Genomic DNA, 16,158 nt, shown 5'->3' with positions numbered 1-16,158 from the left:
CTCAGGCCGCATCGCCGAACGAAGACTGGATGATCTTCTCTTCGGTCAATTCGTCGCGGCCCAGATTGGCGACGATGCGGCCGTTCTTGAAGACATAGATGTGGTCGCAATTGTCGAGCTCTTCGGTTTCCGTGGTGTACCAAAGGAAGGTGCGGCCGCGGCGAGCCTCTTCCTGTACGAGGTCATAGACCTCCAGCTTGGTGCCTATATCGACGCCGCGCATCGGGTCGTCCATCAGCACGATCTGCGCGTCCGAGCCAAGCGCCCGGGCAAACAGCGCCTTCTGCTGGTTACCGCCCGACAGCGAGAAGATGTTGTCGTTCATGTCCGGGGTGCGGATGCCGATCTTCTTTTGCCAGACTGCAGCGAGCTCGGCCTCGCGCTGCGGCGAGATCAGCAGCCCGTTGCGCAAACGCGCCAGCGAGCGGATGCCGATATTCTGCGCAATCGACCATTGCGGGAAGATGCCGTCCGACTGGCGGTCGCCGGCCACCAGCGCCACCGGCGCGGTGACCTCGATACCGGCTCGGGCACGCGATGCAGCAGCGAAGATCGCCAGCAACAGGTCGGTCTGGCCATGGCCCGCCAGACCGGCCAGGCCGATGATCTCGCCGGCACGGGCGACAAGGTCGGTGCCGTCCTTCTGCACGGCGGGTCGCGCCCGCACCCGCAGCGCGCTGGCCCCCGGTTTGGCGTCGGCGACTTGCGCCGCGATCTTCTGGCGCGCTTCCGCCCCGCCCATCGCCGTCACCAGCCGGTCGCGGTCGAAGGCACCAGCGGCGTCGGCGACAACCACCTTGCCGTCGCGCATCACCACGATGCGGTCGGCGTTCCGCAGCACCTCGCCCAGCACATGCGAGATCAGGATGCAGCTTTTGCCGCCGGCGACGAAGCGGCGCACGAAGGCTAGCAACTGTCCTGCCGTGTGCGCGTCGAGCGACGATGTCGGCTCGTCCAGGATGACGAGGTCGAGCCTATCCTGCGTGACCGTGAAGGCGCGCGCCACCTCGACCATCTGGCGCCGGCCGATCGACAGGTCGCCGACGATGTCGGACGCCGAGATGCTGTGACCGGGAAAGATCTCGTCGAGCTTGACGGCGATCAGTTCGGCCGCCTTGCGCCGCCAGCCGAAGCCGCGCAGCGACGCATGGTTGATGCGCGTGTTTTCGGCGACGCTGAGATTGGGACACAACGACAGTTCCTGGAACACGCAGCGTATGCCCAGTTGTTGGGCCCGCGACACCGAGTAACTATCCTCGATGCCGCCATGCACGCCGATCTGGCCGCTGTCGGGCACCAGCGTGCCCGCAACCATGTGCATCAGCGTCGACTTGCCGGCGCCATTGTGGCCGACAAGCCCGACGCATTCGCCGGGGCCAACGTGGAAATCCACGCCGCCCAGCGCGCGAACGGCGCCGAAATGTTTTTCGGCGCCGTTCAGTCTGATGATGTCAGCGTTCCCTGCAACCATGCTCAACGATATCCGCTCGACGATACGGACGGCAACGCTTCTCCGACACTCACTTGATATTGGCTTTGATGGCCGCGATCGCGTCCTCTTGCGTGTATTCGTGGCTGGCAACGCCACCCTTGACGATCTTCGGCAGCTCGGCTTCGAAATCGTCCTGGGTAAAGGCCAGATACGGCACCAAGAGATCGTGCGGGATGTCGGTGCGGCCGTCGAGCACCTGTTGCGCCACCCAGAAAGCCAGCGACGACACGCCCGGCGCGATCGACGCCGACCAGGTCTTGTAGCCGTCCTTGTCCTTCTGCTCCTTCCACCACTGCAATTCGTCCTGGCGGTTGCCCATGATGATGGTCGGGCGCGGCTTGCCGGCGGCGGCAAAGGCCTGCGCAGCGCCATAGCCGTCACCGCCCTGGTCGACGATGCCGACGACATCGGGCAGCGACGGCAGGATGGTCGCGACCGCCTTCTGCGCGGTGGTCTGGTCCCAATCGCCGGTCACCGAGCCGACAATCTTGAACTCGGGATGGGCAGCGACACCTTCAAGGATGCCGGCATGGATGGCGTCGTCGATCGAGGTGCCGGCAAGGCCACGGATTTCCAGCAGATTGCCGCCCTTGGGCTGGAACTTGGCCATCTGCTCGACTTCCTGCTTGCCCATGTCCTTGAAGTCGACGACGACGCGATAGGCGCAAGGTTCGGTGACGGTGCCGTCGAAGGAGACGACGGTGATGCCGGCGTCACACGCCTGCTTGATGGCGCCGTTGAGTGCGTCCGGCGAAGCGGAGTTAATGACGATCGCGTCATAGCCCTGCAGGATCAGGTTCTGCACCTGAGCCGCCTGCGTCGGCACTTCCTTGTCGGCGGTCGTGAAGATATCGGCCGCGCCGACGACCTTGTCGGCGACCGCCTTCTTGGTGACGATGCCATAGCTGTCGAGCATCGCCTGCCGCCACGAATTGCCGGCGTAGTTGTTGGAGAAGGCGATCTTCTTGCCACTGGTGTCGGCAAGTGCGGTGCCCGAGGCGAGCATCGCCGCCAGAGCGCCCAAGACAAACAGTTTCTTCATGTCGTAATCCTCCCAGATGTTTACTGCTGCAGTTCCTGCCGGTTTTGACCCCGGCCTCACTCCCAATCTGATTTGAGCACGGACGGTCCCGAACTCAAAACAGTCTCAATCCCGGCACGCGCACCCGGAGCCGGTACAGCGACGTCGATGCGGCGATGTAGAGGCTTCTCAGATCATCGTCGCCGAAGGTGAAATTCGCGCAGTCTTCCGGCGTCCGGATGACGCCCAGAATGGCACCCGACGCGTCGAAGACATGGATGCCGCCGGGGCCGGTGCAGTAGACATTGCCGCGGCTGTCGATCTTCATGCCGTCCGGCGCTCCCGGCCCGTCACCCTCTGTCACCGCCCACACCGCACCGCCGTTGAGGTCGCCATCCGCCTCGACGCCGAACACCCTGATATGTCCGCGTTCGGTGTCGTTGATAAACAGCCGCGACTCGTCCAGCGAGAAGCAAAGCCCGTTCGGCTGGACGAAATCGTCGGCCAGCAATGTCAGCCGGGCGCCGTCGCCGTCGATGCGGTAGACGCCCTGGAAAGACAATTCCTGCGGCCGCGGCACGCCGTAGAATTCCACCCGGCCATAACCCGGATCGGTGAAGTAGATCGAGCCGCCGGTGGCAACGACGATATCGTTCGGGCTGTTGAGCTGCTTGTTCTGATGGTGTGTGGCAAGAACGGTCACGCTGCCATTGGGCTCGGCGCGGGTCACTCGGCTCGTCGCGTGCTCGCAGGTGACCAACCGTCCCTGGCGGTCCAGCGTACTGCCATTGGCCTTGTGGCTCGGCTCGCGGAACAGTTCGATCTCGCCCGAGGCACTGCGGCGATACATGCGGCTTTCCGGAATGTCGGAGAAAACCAGCCACTTTTCATAGGGGTGCCACACCGGCCCTTCGAGGAAACCGAAGCCGCTCGCCAGCGTTTCGATCGTCGCATCGCCGACGACGTCGTCAAAGCCGGAATGGCGAGCTCGCGCCGACACCGACATCACTGGTGCCTGGCGGCGCGAACAGCCGTGCGAATTCGCATGGCGACGAATGGCATGAGCGCTTCCCTGACATGTTTTCTTATTGGGGATCGAAGGTAGTTGCGGCACCGGCGTGGCGATACGGGTCAAAGCGCACGCCCGACTGTGCATTTGCACAGTCGGGTCCAAGCAAAGCAGAAGTGTCAAACGGCTTTCCGAACCGCTCTGGCTGCGGTCAGTGATCGGGCGAAGCCTGCGCCAGCCAGGCGTCGAGCCGGTCCTGCTCGCGGCGCAGCGCGTCGATGTTGATCAGGCCGCGCGCCATGGCGAGATAGATCGCCCGCGTCCGCGAGTTGAACACGGATGCATCGCCGGCCCCGTCCTCCGCCGGCACGATACCGAGCTTGTCGTAGACATGCTTGATGCGGCTCTGCGCGCCGCGGATCGACAGGCCGCGGCGCGCGGCGATCGCCCGGTCGGTCAGGCCAAGCGCGATGTCGATCAGGCTTTCATATTCGCCGTCGGTGATTCCTTCGAACTTGTCCTGGACGCGGTGCTGGATGCCGCGAATCTCGCGGTCGATGATGCAGTGGCCCTCGCGGAAAACGCCGCGCAAGGCCGACCGCATGCCTTCCTCCGTTGCCGATTTCAGCACATAGCCATAGACCGAGCCCGGCGGCACGATACGCGCCACACCGCGCACATAGGCCTCGTCGGCGAAGTTCGACCAGAATAGGATGTGCGTGCCGGCGCGGCGGTTCCAGATCGCCCTGGCAACCTCGATCCCGGTCGCCTTCGGCATCTGCAGGTCGAGCACGACATGCGGCGGCTCGCGCTCGGCCGCCAGGTTGATGGCGTCCTCGCCGTCGCTCGCTTCGATCACCTCGACGTCGCCGGGCCACAATTGCTCGACGGTGCGCCGCGCGAAGGTGCGGTGCAGTCCGTCATTTTCGGCGATCATCACAAGCATCAAATGGCCTCCGACACGGCGAGCTGGCCAGGCGCCGCTGCAGCCGCCGCAACCGGCAGCTCCCGCAACGGCCGGCGGTCGATCTCCACGACGACACGGGTGCCGCCACTCTTGCGGCCGGCCTGCCCGATGCGCAGCCGCGCACCGATCAGCGCGGCGCGCGTATGCATGTGGCCAATGCCGCCATGGGCGGCCGGATCGACAGCGCCGCAGCCCTGGCCGTCATCGGTGACAATCACCCGCAGCACGCTTGCGGTCGACGCCAGCAGCACATCGATGCGGCGCGGCGCGGCGTGGCGAACCGCGTTGTTGATGGCTTCCTGCACGATCCGGTAGAGTGCCGTGCGGACGGGCTCCGGCAGATTGTCGGCGCCGCCGTCGCTGGTGTCGGCGATGCGCACGGCGATGGGCGGTTTGGCTCTGGCGACACTGCGGTTGAGATGCGCTTCGACCGCATCGCGCAGGCCGAACAGTTCGAGCACGCTCGGCCGCATGTCGTCGACGATGTGGCGCAGTTCCGTTAGGCAGCCGGCGACCTCCTGCTCAAGGTCGGCAAGCTGCGCCGCCCGCGCCACGCCCTGGCCGCGCAGGGCCGAAAGCTGGCGTGCGATGCGGGCGAGGTCGGCAAGCGTCTGGTCATGCAGGTCCATCGCCATGCGCCGGCGTTCGCGCTCCATGCCTTCGGTCAGCTGCGAGGCGCCGACGCGCAGCAATTCGACGCGGTTGCGCGCCTCGCTCTCGGCAAGCATGGCGCGGCGCGCCTCCTCGGTCTGGATCAGCGCAAAGATATAGGGCGCGATCAGGTCCGCGCATTGCTGGGCGACTGCGACATCGGCAAGCGTGTAGCAGCCGACCTCGTGCCGGCTGATGTTCAGCGCCCCGATGATGCCGCCGCGCGCCCTGAGCGGCACGACGATGCGGCTGCGCAGCTTGGCGGCGAAGATCGGTCCGTCGATGGCCGTGGCGAAATGGAAGCGCTCGTCGCGCAGCGCGTCGTCGGAGAGCAGATATGCCACCTCGCCCCACAGCACGGAGCGAATCGGGCTGACTTCGGTCGGCAGCGGATGCTGGGCAAGCTCACTCCAGCTGGTGTGGAAGCCGGCTTCATAACAGGCATGCCTGCGCCCATCATGCGACAGCACCGCCAGATCCATATGGTCGTGCGGAATGAGCGTGCCCATCTCGATGGCTGTGGCGCGAAACGCCGTGCCGGGATCGATATGGCCGGCAAGCGCCGCCGAAATCGCCAGCAACCGGTCGATCAGGACCAGGGACACCTCCGGCATGGCTTCGCGATCCTCCCGTGCCGGGAATAGTGGACGCTACGCGGCGCCCCTGTCAACGAGGGCGCCATTGGCGGTGGCGATCAACTTGCGGTGCAACGATTGAAAAGGGTTCGCGTCCTGGTCTAGGGAAAGGGCCAGGAGATCGCAATCGAATGCCAGTGACGCCAACCGTTGCTCCGGGCGCCCCGGGAATCCCGGCTCGCTGGACGTCAAGCGCCAAGAGTGGCGTTGGAACGTCCCTTTCGCCAAGCGGCCATATCTGGTTCACGATCAGCCATGGCATTCTCAACGAGATTTACTATCCGCACCTCGACAGCGCCTGCACGCGCGACCTCGGCCTGATCGTCACCGGCCCCGACGGCTATTTCTCCGAAGAAAAACGCGATGCTGTGCACGCCATCGAGCCATTCGAGGACGGCGTGCCGGCCTACAGGCTGGTCAACACCGCGACTGACGGCGCCTACCGGATCGAAAAGCGCATCCTTGCCGACCCGGCGCGGCCCGCTTTGCTGCAGGAAATTACCTTCACAGCGCTCAAGGGTGCCGCCGGCGACCATCGCGTCTACACCTTGCTGGCGCCGCATCTCGTCAATGCCGGCATGGGCAACACCGCCTGGGTCGGTGACCACAAGGGAAAACCTGTGCTGTTCGCCTCGGGGCGCGGCACCTGCCTGGCGCTGGCCTCGTCACTGCCCTGGCGCACCGGCTCGGCCGGCTATGTCGGCGTCTCCGACGGCTGGCAGCAGCTCCACAATACAGGCGAGCTCGATCCGGCCTGCCAACGGGCCGAGAACGGCAATGTCGCGCTGACGGGCGAGATCGGCTTTACCGCTTCGGAGACAACGGCCTTGCTGGCGTTGGGCTTTGGCGCGACATCGGACGAGGCGGCCGAAAATGCCTTCGCCAGCCTGAAGCAAGGTTTTGAGCCCGCCGCCAAAGCCTACGTCGAGAGATGGCGGAAGTGGCAAAAGAGCCTGCTGCCGCTGGACCGGCATGGCRAATCCGGGATCAACTTCTATCGTATCTCGACCGCGGTTCTGTCGACCCACCGGTCGATCGCCATACCGGGTGCGGCGGTCGCCAGCCTTTCGATTCCGTGGGGCTTCAACAAGGGTGACGACGACCTCGGCGGCTACCATCTGGTCTGGCCGCGCGATCTGGTCGAGACGGCCGGAGGTTTTCTCGCCGCCGGCGATGCCGCGTCGGCCCTGCAAATCCTCGACTATCTCAGCTCCATCCAGCAGCCGGACGGCCACTGGCCGCAAAACGCCTGGCTCGACGGATCGGCCTATTGGCCAGGCATCCAGATGGATGAATGCGCCTTCCCGTTGCTGCTGGCCGATGCGCTGCGCCGCGCCGGGCACCTGCCGCAGGCCAGGCTGCTCGCCTTTCAGCCGATGATCGAGCGCGCCGCCGGCTATGTCGTGCGCAACGGACCCGTCACCGGTGAGGACCGCTGGGAAGAGGATGCCGGCTACAGCCCGTTCACGCTTGCCGTCGAGATCGCGGCACTGCTTGCCGCGGCCGACCTGCTCGACGCCTGCGGCAAGCAGGTCGCCGCGACCTATCTGCGCGAGACCGCCGATGTCTGGAACGACCAGGTCGAGCGTTGGACCTATGTCACCGGCACCGCACTCGGCAGGCAGGCCCGCGTCGACGGCTATTACGTGCGCATCGCGCCACCCGACAGCGCGGAGGCCGGTTCGCCGAAGGACGGCTATGTCCCGATCAAGAACCGGCCGCCGGGCGATACCGACCAGCCGGCCGAGGCGATCGTCAGCCCGGACGCACTGGCTCTCGTCCGCTTCGGCCTGAGGGCAGCTGACGATCCGCGTATCGTCGACACGGTCACGATCATCGATGCGCAATTGCGCTGCGACCTGCCGCAAGGGCCGCTCTGGTACCGCTACAATGGCGATGGTTATGGCGAGCATGAGGATGGCGCACCCTTCGACGGTACCGGCCAGGGCCGGCCGTGGCCGTTGCTCGCCGGCGAACGCGCCCATTACGAGCTTGCAGCCGGACGCAACGACAGAGCTGTAGACCTGCTGGCCGCGCTGGAAGGCTCGGCCGGGCTGGGCGGCCTGCTGCCCGAACAGGTCTGGGACGGCGCCGGCATGGCCGAGCGCGAACTGCTGCACGGTCGCCCCTCGGGCAGCGCCATGCCGCTGGTCTGGGCGCATTCGGAGCATATCAAGCTGTTGCGCTCGGTACGCGACGGCACGGTCTTCGACATGCCACCTCAAGGCGTCAAGCGCTACATCGAGGACAAGACCGTGTCGCCGTTCAGGACATGGCGCTTCAACAACAAGATCCGCACGCTGCCGGCCGGCAAGACGCTGCGCGTCGAGCTCTTGGCCCCGGCGACGGTTCGCTGGAGCAGCGATCACTGGGCGACCGCCGCCGACAGCCAGACGATCGAGAACGCCTTCGGCATCCATCTTGCCGATCTGTCCACCGCCAGCCTCCCCGCCGGAAGCACGCTGATCTTCACTTTTTTCTGGCTCGGAGCCGGCGATTGGGAGAATGTCGACTTCACCGTCATATCAGGCGATCAGGATAGCCAGTCGATCCTTCCTCGATAAACCCAGTAAATCTCCAGGAAACAGGGACGAAACCATGCAGATCGGAATGATGGGATTGGGCCGGATGGGCGCCAACATGGTCCGGCGCCTGATGCGCGACGGCCACGAATGCGTCGTCTACGACATCAACCCGGCCAGCGTCGCGGCTCTGGTGACCGACGGCGCCTCAGGAACGGCATCCATGGAAGAATTCGTCGGCAAGCTGGTCAAGCCGCGCTGTGTGTGGCTGATGCTGCCGGCGGCGATCACCGGCAAGATCATCGATCAGGTGGCCGCCCTGATGGAACCCGGCGACATCATCATCGACGGCGGCAATTCCTACTATCACGACGCCGTCGACCAGGCCGCGAAACTGGCTGCCAAGGGTATCCATCTTGTCGATGTCGGAACCAGCGGCGGTGTCTGGGGCCTTGAGCGTGGCTATTGCCTGATGATCGGCGGTCCCGACGTGGCGRTGCAGCACCTTGATTCGATCTTTGCCACGCTGGCGCCCGGTGCCGATGCCGGCTCCAATCCGCCCAAGGATGCCGGGACCGCACCCTTTGGCTATCTGCATTGCGGGCCGAGCGGTGCCGGCCACTTCGTCAAGATGGTGCACAACGGCATCGAATATGGCGTGATGGCCGCCTATGCAGAAGGCATGAATATCCTGAAGTCGGCCAATGCCGGCAAGCGGCAACGAACGGCGGACGCCGAGACCAGCCCCCTGGAAAACCCGCAATACTACCAGTTCGACGTCGACCTCCCTCAGGTGGCCGAGGTTTGGCGGCATGGCAGCGTCATCGGCTCCTGGTTGCTTGATCTCACCGCGGGCGCACTGAAGAATGATCCGGGCCTGGCGAATTTCGGCGGCCGCGTCTCGGATTCCGGCGAAGGCCGCTGGACGCTGAAGGCGGCGATCGACACCGGCGTGCCGGCGCCGGTTCTGTCCTCGGCGCTGTTCGACCGCTTCTCCTCGCAAGGCGAGTCCGAATTCTCCGACAAGCTGCTCTCGGCAATGCGTTATGCCTTTGGCGGCCATGTCGAGAAGCCGAAGTCCGGCTCGTGACGGCGGCAGGGGAGACACGCCGATGAGCCCGGAACGGTCCGACACGCTGGTGCTCTTCGGAGCCACCGGCGACCTCGCCCACAAGAAGATATTTCCAGCCCTTTACCAGATGGTGGCCAAGGKCACGCTCACCGAACCGGTGATCGGCGTGGCGTTCGACGCCTGGGATCTCAAGCAATTGCAGGCGCGCGCCCACGACGGCATCGTCAATGCACTCGGCAAGATCGACGAAAAATTGTTCGCCAAGTTCGCCTCCCTGCTGCGCTATGTCAGTGGCGACTACCGCGATCCGGCGACGTTCGAGAAACTCAAAACTGCGCTCGGCACCGCCCAGCGGCCGCTGCACTACATGGCGGTGCCGCCGACCATGTTCGAGACCGTCGTCCAGGGACTGGAGCAATCGGGCACGGCTCGTGGCGCACGGCTGATGGTGGAAAAGCCCTTCGGCCACGACCTGCAGTCGGCGCGCTGGCTGAACCGGGTCCTGCATCTGGTTTTCGACGAACAATCGATCTTCCGCATCGACCATTATCTCGGCAAGGAAGCGATCCAGAACCTGCTCTATTTCCGCTTCGCCAATTCCTTTCTGGAGCCGATCTGGAACCGCAACTTCGTCGAGAGCGTGCAGATCACCATGGCCGAGGATTTCGGCGTCGAGGGGCGTGGCCGCTTCTATGACAATGTCGGCTGCATCAGGGACGTCATCGAGAACCATCTGCTCAACATCCTGCTGCTGCTTGCCATGGAGCCACCCGTCGGCCGTTCGGCCGACGATTTGATCGACGAGAAGGTGCAGGTGCTGCGGGCGATCCGCACCTTGACGAAAGACGATGTCGTGCGCGGTCAGTTCACCGGCTATCTCGCCGAACCCGGCGTGGCACCGAACTCACCGGTCGAGACCTTTGCCGCGGTGCGTTTCTTCGTCGACACCTGGCGCTGGCAGGATGTGCCGTTCTTCATCCGCGCCGGCAAGAACATGCCGGTGCATGTCACCGAAGTGGTGGTGCGGCTGAAGCGGCCGCCGCTCGACGTCTTCGATCCGATCAAGCCGGCCGACCAGAACTACGTTCGCTTCCGCATCGATCCGCAAGTGGTGATCGCCATCGGCGCCCAGCGCAAGGCGGCGGGCGACGACATGATCGGCGAACAGGTCGAGCTGACGGCGCTCGACGACAGCAAGAGCGACATGCCGCCCTATGAGCGGCTGATCGGCGATGCCATGAACGGCAACGGCCAGCTGTTCACCCGCCAGGACGCCAGCGAAATGGCCTGGCGCATCGTCGGCCCGGTGCTCGGCGACACCACGCCGCCGCACGTCTATGAACCGCTTACATGGGGTCCGGCGGACGCGATGGCCGGGTTCGGGCCGCCCAATGGCTGGATCGATCCGGTAAAGTGAGTGGAGGTGGCGCAATGGCCAAAGCGGTGAAACAACCGGCATCGGCTGAGAAGATCGTGCTTGCGATCGATATTGGCGGCTCGCATGTCAAGATTCTCAGCAGCGCCGGCGGCGTGGAGCGGCGCGCCGACTCCGGGCCCGGCCTGACGCCGCAGCAGATGACCAATACGGTAAAGAAGCTAGCCGAGGGCTTGTCCTACGACGTCGTCTCGATGGGCTACCCCGGCCCGGTCACCCACAACAGGCCGCTCACCGACCCTGCCAATCTCGGCAAGGGTTGGGCAGGCTACGATTTCGCCGCGCAATTCGGCAAGCCTGTGAAGGTGGTCAACGACGCGCTGATGCAGGCCATCGGCAGTTATGAAGGCGGCCGCATGCTGTTCATCGGGTTGGGAACCGGTTTCGGTGCCGCGATGATCGTCGACAACGTCGCCCAGCCGATGGAACTCGCCCATCTTCCCTACAAGAAGGGCAAGAGCTTCGAGGACTATGTCGGCGAACGCGGCTTGGAAAAGCGCGGCAAGAAGAGATGGCGCAAATATGTCTTCGACGTCGTCGACCGGCTCCGCGCCGCCATGCAGCCTGACTACGTCGTCATTGGCGGCGGCAATGTCGACAAGCTCGATGAATTGCCCGCCGACAGCCGGCGCGGCGACAACACACGCGCCTTTGAAGGCGGATTTCGTTTGTGGCGCGACAAAGCGCTGATAGTCTGATATTGTTATTGTTTAATATAGTTGTTCAAAATAACGTGTGCCGCGGCATCAAGTCATTGCGCTGCGCAGATTTGCCGACTAGGAATCCCGCGCCACAACAACKCTGCCGTCCCGTGGATGCACAAAGGACGCCGTAGCATTTTGATTTTGCGCATGATCCTTTCCGGGAATCGAATCCGATTTTCAGGTCATTCGCTTTAGACGGAGAAATAGATTGACCGACGATAACGACAGCGCCCGTAAAGACATCGACCTGCTCGAGCTGACCGCTCACATCGTGTCCGCTTACGTCGAGAAGAACCGCCTGCCCGCTTCTGGTCTCGCCGATCTCATCGCCAGCGTCAGCACTTCGATAAGCGGGCTCGGCCAGCCGGTGGTCCCGGTGGCAGCTCCGCTGGTCCCGGCGGTCAACCCCAGGAAATCGGTGACACCGGATTTCATCATCTGCCTCGAGGACGGCAAGAAGTTCAAATCCCTGAAACGTCACCTCGGCGTCCATTTCGGCCTGACGCCGGACGCCTATCGCGCCAAATGGGGCTTGCCGGCTGACTATCCCATGGTCGCCCCCAACTATGCCGCTTCGCGTTCGCTGCTGGCGAAGTCGATCGGCCTCGGCCGCAAGGCCGCCGAAGTCGTGCCCGCCAAGGGCAGGGGCAGGAAGAAGGCCTCGGCCTGAGCAATTCGGTCCTGAGCCAACACTTAGGACGACTGGAACAGAAGCCTGCCGGCGAATCCGCCTTGGCAGGCTTCATGTTTTTGTGGCTTGGATGAACCGAACGGGGTCTTTTGGGGGAAGCCATGAACTACACCAGGATGGTGATCGAGAAAGAGGCGCCGGAAGAGTACGGCTACGACCGGATCCGCTACAATCTTTCCGAAAGTTCGATCGCCGACCAGAAACTCTCCGATATCGGCCTATCCTTGCCCGATCTCACGCTCTTCTACGGCGAGCATCGCGGCGACAAGGAATTGCGCGCGCTGATCGCCGCACAGGACGCCGGCGTCTTGCCCGACGATGTGCTGGTCACCGCTGGTGCTGCTGGCGCCCTGTTCATCATCTCGACCTCGCTGTTGTCGCAGAGTGATCATCTGGTCGTCATCAGACCCAACTACGCCACCAACATCGAGACCCCAAGGGCGATCGGCTGCGCCATCAGCTTTGTCGACCTGGCCTTCGAGGACGGCTTCGCCATCGATGTCGGCCAGGTCGCGGCGGCGATACGGCCGAACACCAGGCTGATCAGCGTCACCTGCCCGCACAACCCGACCGGCACGATGATGAGCCGCGCCGACCTCGACGCCCTGGTCGCGCTCGCCGAAAGCAGGGACTGCCATCTGCTGGTCGACGAAACCTATCGCGACCTCTCCTATGGCAAGCGCCTGCCGTCCGCGGCATCGCTGAGCCCGAAGGCGATCAGCGTCTCGTCGCTGTCCAAGGCCTTCGGCATTCCCGGCATCCGCATCGGTTGGCTGATCACCAGGGATGCGGAACTTCAGGAGAAATTCCTCGCCGCCAAGGAGCAGATCGGCATCTGCGGCAGCGTCATCGACGAAGGCATCGCGCGCGGCATGCTGGAGCGGCGGGACGTGTTCCTGGCGACGCTGCTGCCAGAAATGGCCAGGCGCCGCGACATCGTCCAGGCCTGGATCGACCGCGAGCCGCTGGTCGACTGGGTGCGCCCTGAAGGCGGTGTCGTCGGCTTCCCGCGCCTGAACGTCGACCCCGACTTCGACCTCGATCGGTTCTATGTGAACCTGCTGGAAAACCATGGCGCCTATGTCGGACCCGGCCATTGGTTCGAAATGCCGAAGCGCTTCTTCCGCGTCGGTTTTGGCTGGCCGACGGAAGCCGAGTTGAGGAGCGGCCTCGACGCCATCTCCGCGGCGCTCAGGCAATAATGTCCCCATGCAATCAACGGAACAGGGCGAAATTTCGTTGATCCAGCGCTGATTTTGGCGCACATCGCGCTGCGAACTTTGTTAGAAATTCCCTTGGCCGGAACAGCGCCCATCCGGGAAGTGCCCCGCCGGCCATCGCATCGGCCCGAAAATCGGTTCCGATTTTCGGAAAGCACGATGCGAAAACCAAAGTGTTGGAGCGTACTTTGTGCGTCCGATTGGACGCACGTCGCTCCAATGCCATCGCAACGGGGCCTCGATCCATGACTGCCGCACAAACCTCGCCGGACCAGCGCTATGCCGCGTTCCGCCACCGCTCCTTCCTGAGCTATTGGGCGGCGCGTTTCCTCACCACCTTCGCCACCATGATCGTGTCGGTCGCGGTCGGCTGGCAGATGTATGACCTGACGAGGGATCCTCTCGATCTCGGCCTGGTCGGCATCGTCCAGTTCCTGCCGTCGCTGCTGCTGGTGTTGGTCACCGGTGTCGTCGCCGACCGCTTCGGCCGCCGCCTGATCATGGCGCTGGCGGTGGTGATGGAGGCGATCTGCGCGCTGACCCTGCTGTTCCTGACCCTGCATGGCATCAGCGGACCGCTGCCGATCTTCGTCGTGCTTGCCATGTTCGGCGTCGCCCGCGCCTTTTTCGGGCCGGCCTCGGCCTCGCTGTTCGCCAATCTCGTGCCACCTGAGGATTTCGCCAACGCCATCGCCTGGAACTCGTCGGCCTGGCAGACGGCGACCATCGTCGGCCCGGTCGCCGGCGGCCTGCTCTACGGCGTGTCGGCGGAAGTCGCCTATGGCACCGCCGCCGTGCTTATGCTTGCGTCCGGGTTGCTGATCTTCACCATCCCGAAGCCTTCGCAACGCACCGAGACCGAGAAGCCGACGCTGCAGAACCTGTTCGGTGGGTTCAGCTATATCTGGAGCGAGAAGATCGTGCTGGGCGCCATCTCGCTCGATCTGTTCGCCGTGCTTTTGTCGGGCGCCTCGGCACTGCTGCCGATCTATGCGCGCGACATCCTCCAGCTCGGCCCCTGGGGCCTAGGCCTGCTGCGCTCGGCGCCGGGCGTGGGCGCCATCTGCGTCGCCATCTGGCTGGCCGGCCACCCAATCCGCAACCATGCGGGGCTGATCATGCTCGGCTTCGTTGCGGCGTTCGGTGCCTTCACCGTGCTGTTCGGCCTGTCGACCATCACCTGGCTGTCGATCGCAGCGCTCGCCTTCCTTGGCGCTACCGACATGTTCAGCGTCTACATCAGGGAGACTTTGATCCAGCTGTGGACGCCCGACCATGTGCGCGGCCGAGTCAATGCCGTGAACCAGGTCTTCGTCGGCGCCTCCAACGAGGTCGGCGAATTCCGCGCCGGCACGATGGCGGCGTTGATCGGCACGGTTCCGGCCGTCGTGGTCGGCGGCGTCGGCGCGATCGCGGTCGCCGGGCTGTGGATCGTGCTGTTCCCGCAACTGCGCAAGGTGCGCCACCTCAACGGGCGAAACTGACGTCTATCGCAGCGCCGGTTTGCCGAAGATCGTGCGCAGGAATTCATCCAGCCAGCGCTTGAGATGCATGTCCCAGATCAGCCGGCCGCCGAGATGATCGCGGCCGGGCTGCGCCCCGGGCAACTCGAAGCGATGCGCGCCGCGCACCACCCAACGCTGCATCATCGCCCTGGTCAACTCGCCATGGAACTGGATGCCCCAGGCATTGTCGCCATAGCGGAAGGCCTGGTTGGGATAGGTCTCGGCCGTCGCCAGCAGCGTCGCGTCCCTGGGCAGCGAAAAACCCTCGCGGTGGAACTGATAGACCATCTCCGGCCAATGCATCAGGGTCTTGCCGGCTTCGGTCGCCTTCAGCGGATACCAGCCGATCTCGACCAATCCTTCGCCGTGACCTTCGACCTTGCCGCCGAGATGGTTGACCAGCATCTGCGCACCAAGGCAGATGCCTAGGAACGGCCGGTTCTCCTTGAGCGGTACTTCCAGCCAGGCAGTCTCGCGGCGGACGAACTCGTCCTCGTCATTGGCGCTCATCGGTCCACCGAACACCACCGTGCCGGCGTGGCCGTCCAGCGTTTCCGGCAGCGTATCGCCGAGCGGCGGGCGACGGATGTCGAGCTCGAAGCCTTCTTCCAGGAGCATGTGGCCGACACGTCCGGGGCTCGAATTCTCCTGATGCAGCACGATCAGGATTTTTGGCTTCGAACTCGTTTGGCGCGGCATGGGCAGGCGAAATCCGTCTATTCGTCGCTCGATGTTCCGGTGGCGCCGGGTGCCTGCTCCGCCGCCTTGCGACGTGCCTCGATGCGGTCGCGGCGTTCGACGCCGATCAGCTCGGCGACGCGCCAGACCGTGTTGTCCTCCAGCTCGTGCAGCTCGCCATCGGCGTAGACGATCTCCCACATCAGGCCGATGAAGGCCTTGCGCGCCTCAGCATCGAGATGGCGCTTCAAGACACTGGTGAAGGCATAGAGATCGATCGCCTCATTGTCGGCCCGCTCGCCGGCGGCGGCGAGCGCTTCGAGCTCGGCGCCGCTGATCGAGTAGCTCTGGGCCAGCACCGCCTTGAACCGCTCCCACTCGACATCCTGGCGCACGCCATCGGCATTCATGACGTGATAGAGGAGCGCCGAAGCCGCAACGCGCGGATCGTCGCTGCTCGCATGCGTGCCGGCGCCGGCCGGCAAATCCCTCAGAAATGACAGAACGCGTTCAAACATATCCTATTCCTTAGAGCATGATGCCGAAAAGTGTGAAG

Annotated in this window: 14 protein-coding genes; 7 read left to right on the top strand and 7 right to left on the bottom strand. The window is 64.3% G+C overall.

The window, feature by feature from the left end:
• Position 1 precedes the first annotated feature (1 nt).
• The 5 genes from ACXJ7R_RS01230 to ACXJ7R_RS01210 form a co-directional block, all read right to left on the bottom strand.
• Entirely contained in the window at positions 2-1,471 is a 1,470-nt protein-coding gene (locus ACXJ7R_RS01230; RefSeq protein WP_457150203.1) for a sugar ABC transporter ATP-binding protein, read from the bottom strand.
• 49 nt (positions 1,472-1,520) lie between these two features.
• On the bottom strand, positions 1,521-2,534 hold the full coding sequence (locus ACXJ7R_RS01225; protein WP_095084081.1) for a substrate-binding domain-containing protein: 1,014 nt from the start codon (positions 2,532-2,534) through the stop codon (positions 1,521-1,523).
• A 94-nt stretch (positions 2,535-2,628) separates the two neighbouring features.
• A complete protein-coding gene (locus ACXJ7R_RS01220) occupies positions 2,629-3,519 on the bottom strand; it encodes an SMP-30/gluconolactonase/LRE family protein (RefSeq protein WP_457150202.1) in 891 nt (296 codons plus the stop codon).
• Between the two features lie 214 nt (positions 3,520-3,733).
• Positions 3,734-4,468, bottom strand: a complete 735-nt coding sequence (locus ACXJ7R_RS01215) for a response regulator (RefSeq protein ID WP_457150201.1) — start codon at positions 4,466-4,468, stop codon at positions 3,734-3,736.
• A complete protein-coding gene (locus ACXJ7R_RS01210; protein WP_457150200.1) occupies positions 4,468-5,754 on the bottom strand; it encodes a histidine kinase in 1,287 nt (428 codons plus the stop codon). Before ACXJ7R_RS01210 ends, ACXJ7R_RS01215 begins: the two co-directional genes overlap by 1 nt.
• 152 nt (positions 5,755-5,906) lie before the next feature.
• Between ACXJ7R_RS01210 and ACXJ7R_RS01205 the strand changes: the two genes are divergently transcribed.
• The 7 genes from ACXJ7R_RS01205 to ACXJ7R_RS01175 all read left to right on the top strand — a co-directional run bounded on the left by ACXJ7R_RS01205 (position 5,907) and on the right by ACXJ7R_RS01175 (position 14,903).
• The gene (locus ACXJ7R_RS01205) at positions 5,907-8,339 is read left to right on the top strand and encodes a glucan 1,4-alpha-glucosidase (RefSeq protein WP_457150199.1); all 2,433 of its coding nucleotides are present in this window, start codon (positions 5,907-5,909) and stop codon (positions 8,337-8,339) included.
• A gap of 34 nt (positions 8,340-8,373) precedes the next feature.
• Entirely contained in the window at positions 8,374-9,387 is a 1,014-nt protein-coding gene (gene gnd, locus ACXJ7R_RS01200) for a phosphogluconate dehydrogenase (NAD(+)-dependent, decarboxylating) (protein ID WP_457150198.1), read from the top strand.
• A 22-nt stretch (positions 9,388-9,409) separates the two neighbouring features.
• Positions 9,410-10,786 carry a glucose-6-phosphate dehydrogenase gene (gene zwf / locus ACXJ7R_RS01195; protein ID WP_457150197.1) on the top strand — a complete coding sequence of 459 codons (1,377 nt, stop codon included), beginning with the start codon at positions 9,410-9,412 and terminating at the stop codon, positions 10,784-10,786.
• Between the two features lie 14 nt (positions 10,787-10,800).
• The gene (locus ACXJ7R_RS01190; protein WP_457150196.1) at positions 10,801-11,502 is read left to right on the top strand and encodes an ROK family protein; all 702 of its coding nucleotides are present in this window, start codon (positions 10,801-10,803) and stop codon (positions 11,500-11,502) included.
• Positions 11,503-11,716: 214 nt separating this feature from the next.
• Positions 11,717-12,178: a MucR family transcriptional regulator gene (locus ACXJ7R_RS01185; RefSeq protein ID WP_095084073.1), complete on the top strand. Its 462-nt coding sequence runs from the start codon at positions 11,717-11,719 to the stop codon at positions 12,176-12,178.
• Positions 12,179-12,300: 122 nt separating this feature from the next.
• The gene (locus tag ACXJ7R_RS01180; RefSeq protein WP_457150195.1) at positions 12,301-13,401 is read left to right on the top strand and encodes an aminotransferase class I/II-fold pyridoxal phosphate-dependent enzyme; all 1,101 of its coding nucleotides are present in this window, start codon (positions 12,301-12,303) and stop codon (positions 13,399-13,401) included.
• Positions 13,402-13,664: 263 nt separating this feature from the next.
• The gene (locus ACXJ7R_RS01175; protein ID WP_457150194.1) at positions 13,665-14,903 is read left to right on the top strand and encodes an MFS transporter; all 1,239 of its coding nucleotides are present in this window, start codon (positions 13,665-13,667) and stop codon (positions 14,901-14,903) included.
• Between the two features lie 3 nt (positions 14,904-14,906).
• On the opposite strand, the gene ACXJ7R_RS01170 is transcribed toward ACXJ7R_RS01175, so the two are convergent.
• Both ACXJ7R_RS01170 and ACXJ7R_RS01165 read right to left on the bottom strand, forming a co-directional pair.
• Positions 14,907-15,623 (bottom strand): glutamine amidotransferase, encoded by a 717-nt coding sequence (locus ACXJ7R_RS01170; RefSeq protein WP_457150193.1) that lies wholly within the window; start codon positions 15,621-15,623, stop codon positions 14,907-14,909.
• 17 nt (positions 15,624-15,640) lie between these two features.
• Positions 15,641-16,120, bottom strand: a complete 480-nt coding sequence (locus ACXJ7R_RS01165; protein WP_095084069.1) for a tellurite resistance TerB family protein — start codon at positions 16,118-16,120, stop codon at positions 15,641-15,643.
• Positions 16,121-16,158: the final 38 nt, after the last annotated feature.

This window comes from Mesorhizobium sp. P5_C1 (assembly GCF_054049815.1).
The sequence above is the reverse complement of the archived record's forward strand: the minus strand, read 5'-3'. Positions and strand labels throughout refer to the sequence as shown.

Bases quoted from the DNA above. Each gene is read 5' to 3' on its own strand.
- ACXJ7R_RS01230 (WP_457150203.1), bottom strand. From the start codon at position 1,471: ATGGTTGCAGGGAACGCTGACATCATCAGACTGAACGGCGCCGAAAAA.
- ACXJ7R_RS01225 (WP_095084081.1), bottom strand. From the start codon at position 2,534: ATGAAGAAACTGTTTGTCTTGGGCGCTCTGGCGGCGATGCTCGCCTCG.
- ACXJ7R_RS01220 (WP_457150202.1), bottom strand. From the start codon at position 3,519: ATGTCGGTGTCGGCGCGAGCTCGCCATTCCGGCTTTGACGACGTCGTC.
- ACXJ7R_RS01215 (WP_457150201.1), bottom strand. From the start codon at position 4,468: ATGCTTGTGATGATCGCCGAAAATGACGGACTGCACCGCACCTTCGCG.
- ACXJ7R_RS01210 (WP_457150200.1), bottom strand. From the start codon at position 5,754: ATGCCGGAGGTGTCCCTGGTCCTGATCGACCGGTTGCTGGCGATTTCG.
- ACXJ7R_RS01190 (WP_457150196.1), top strand. From the start codon at position 10,801: ATGGCCAAAGCGGTGAAACAACCGGCATCGGCTGAGAAGATCGTGCTT.
- ACXJ7R_RS01180 (WP_457150195.1), top strand. From the start codon at position 12,301: ATGAACTACACCAGGATGGTGATCGAGAAAGAGGCGCCGGAAGAGTAC.
- ACXJ7R_RS01175 (WP_457150194.1), top strand. From the start codon at position 13,665: ATGACTGCCGCACAAACCTCGCCGGACCAGCGCTATGCCGCGTTCCGC.
- ACXJ7R_RS01170 (WP_457150193.1), bottom strand. From the start codon at position 15,623: ATGCCGCGCCAAACGAGTTCGAAGCCAAAAATCCTGATCGTGCTGCAT.
- ACXJ7R_RS01165 (WP_095084069.1), bottom strand. From the start codon at position 16,120: ATGTTTGAACGCGTTCTGTCATTTCTGAGGGATTTGCCGGCCGGCGCC.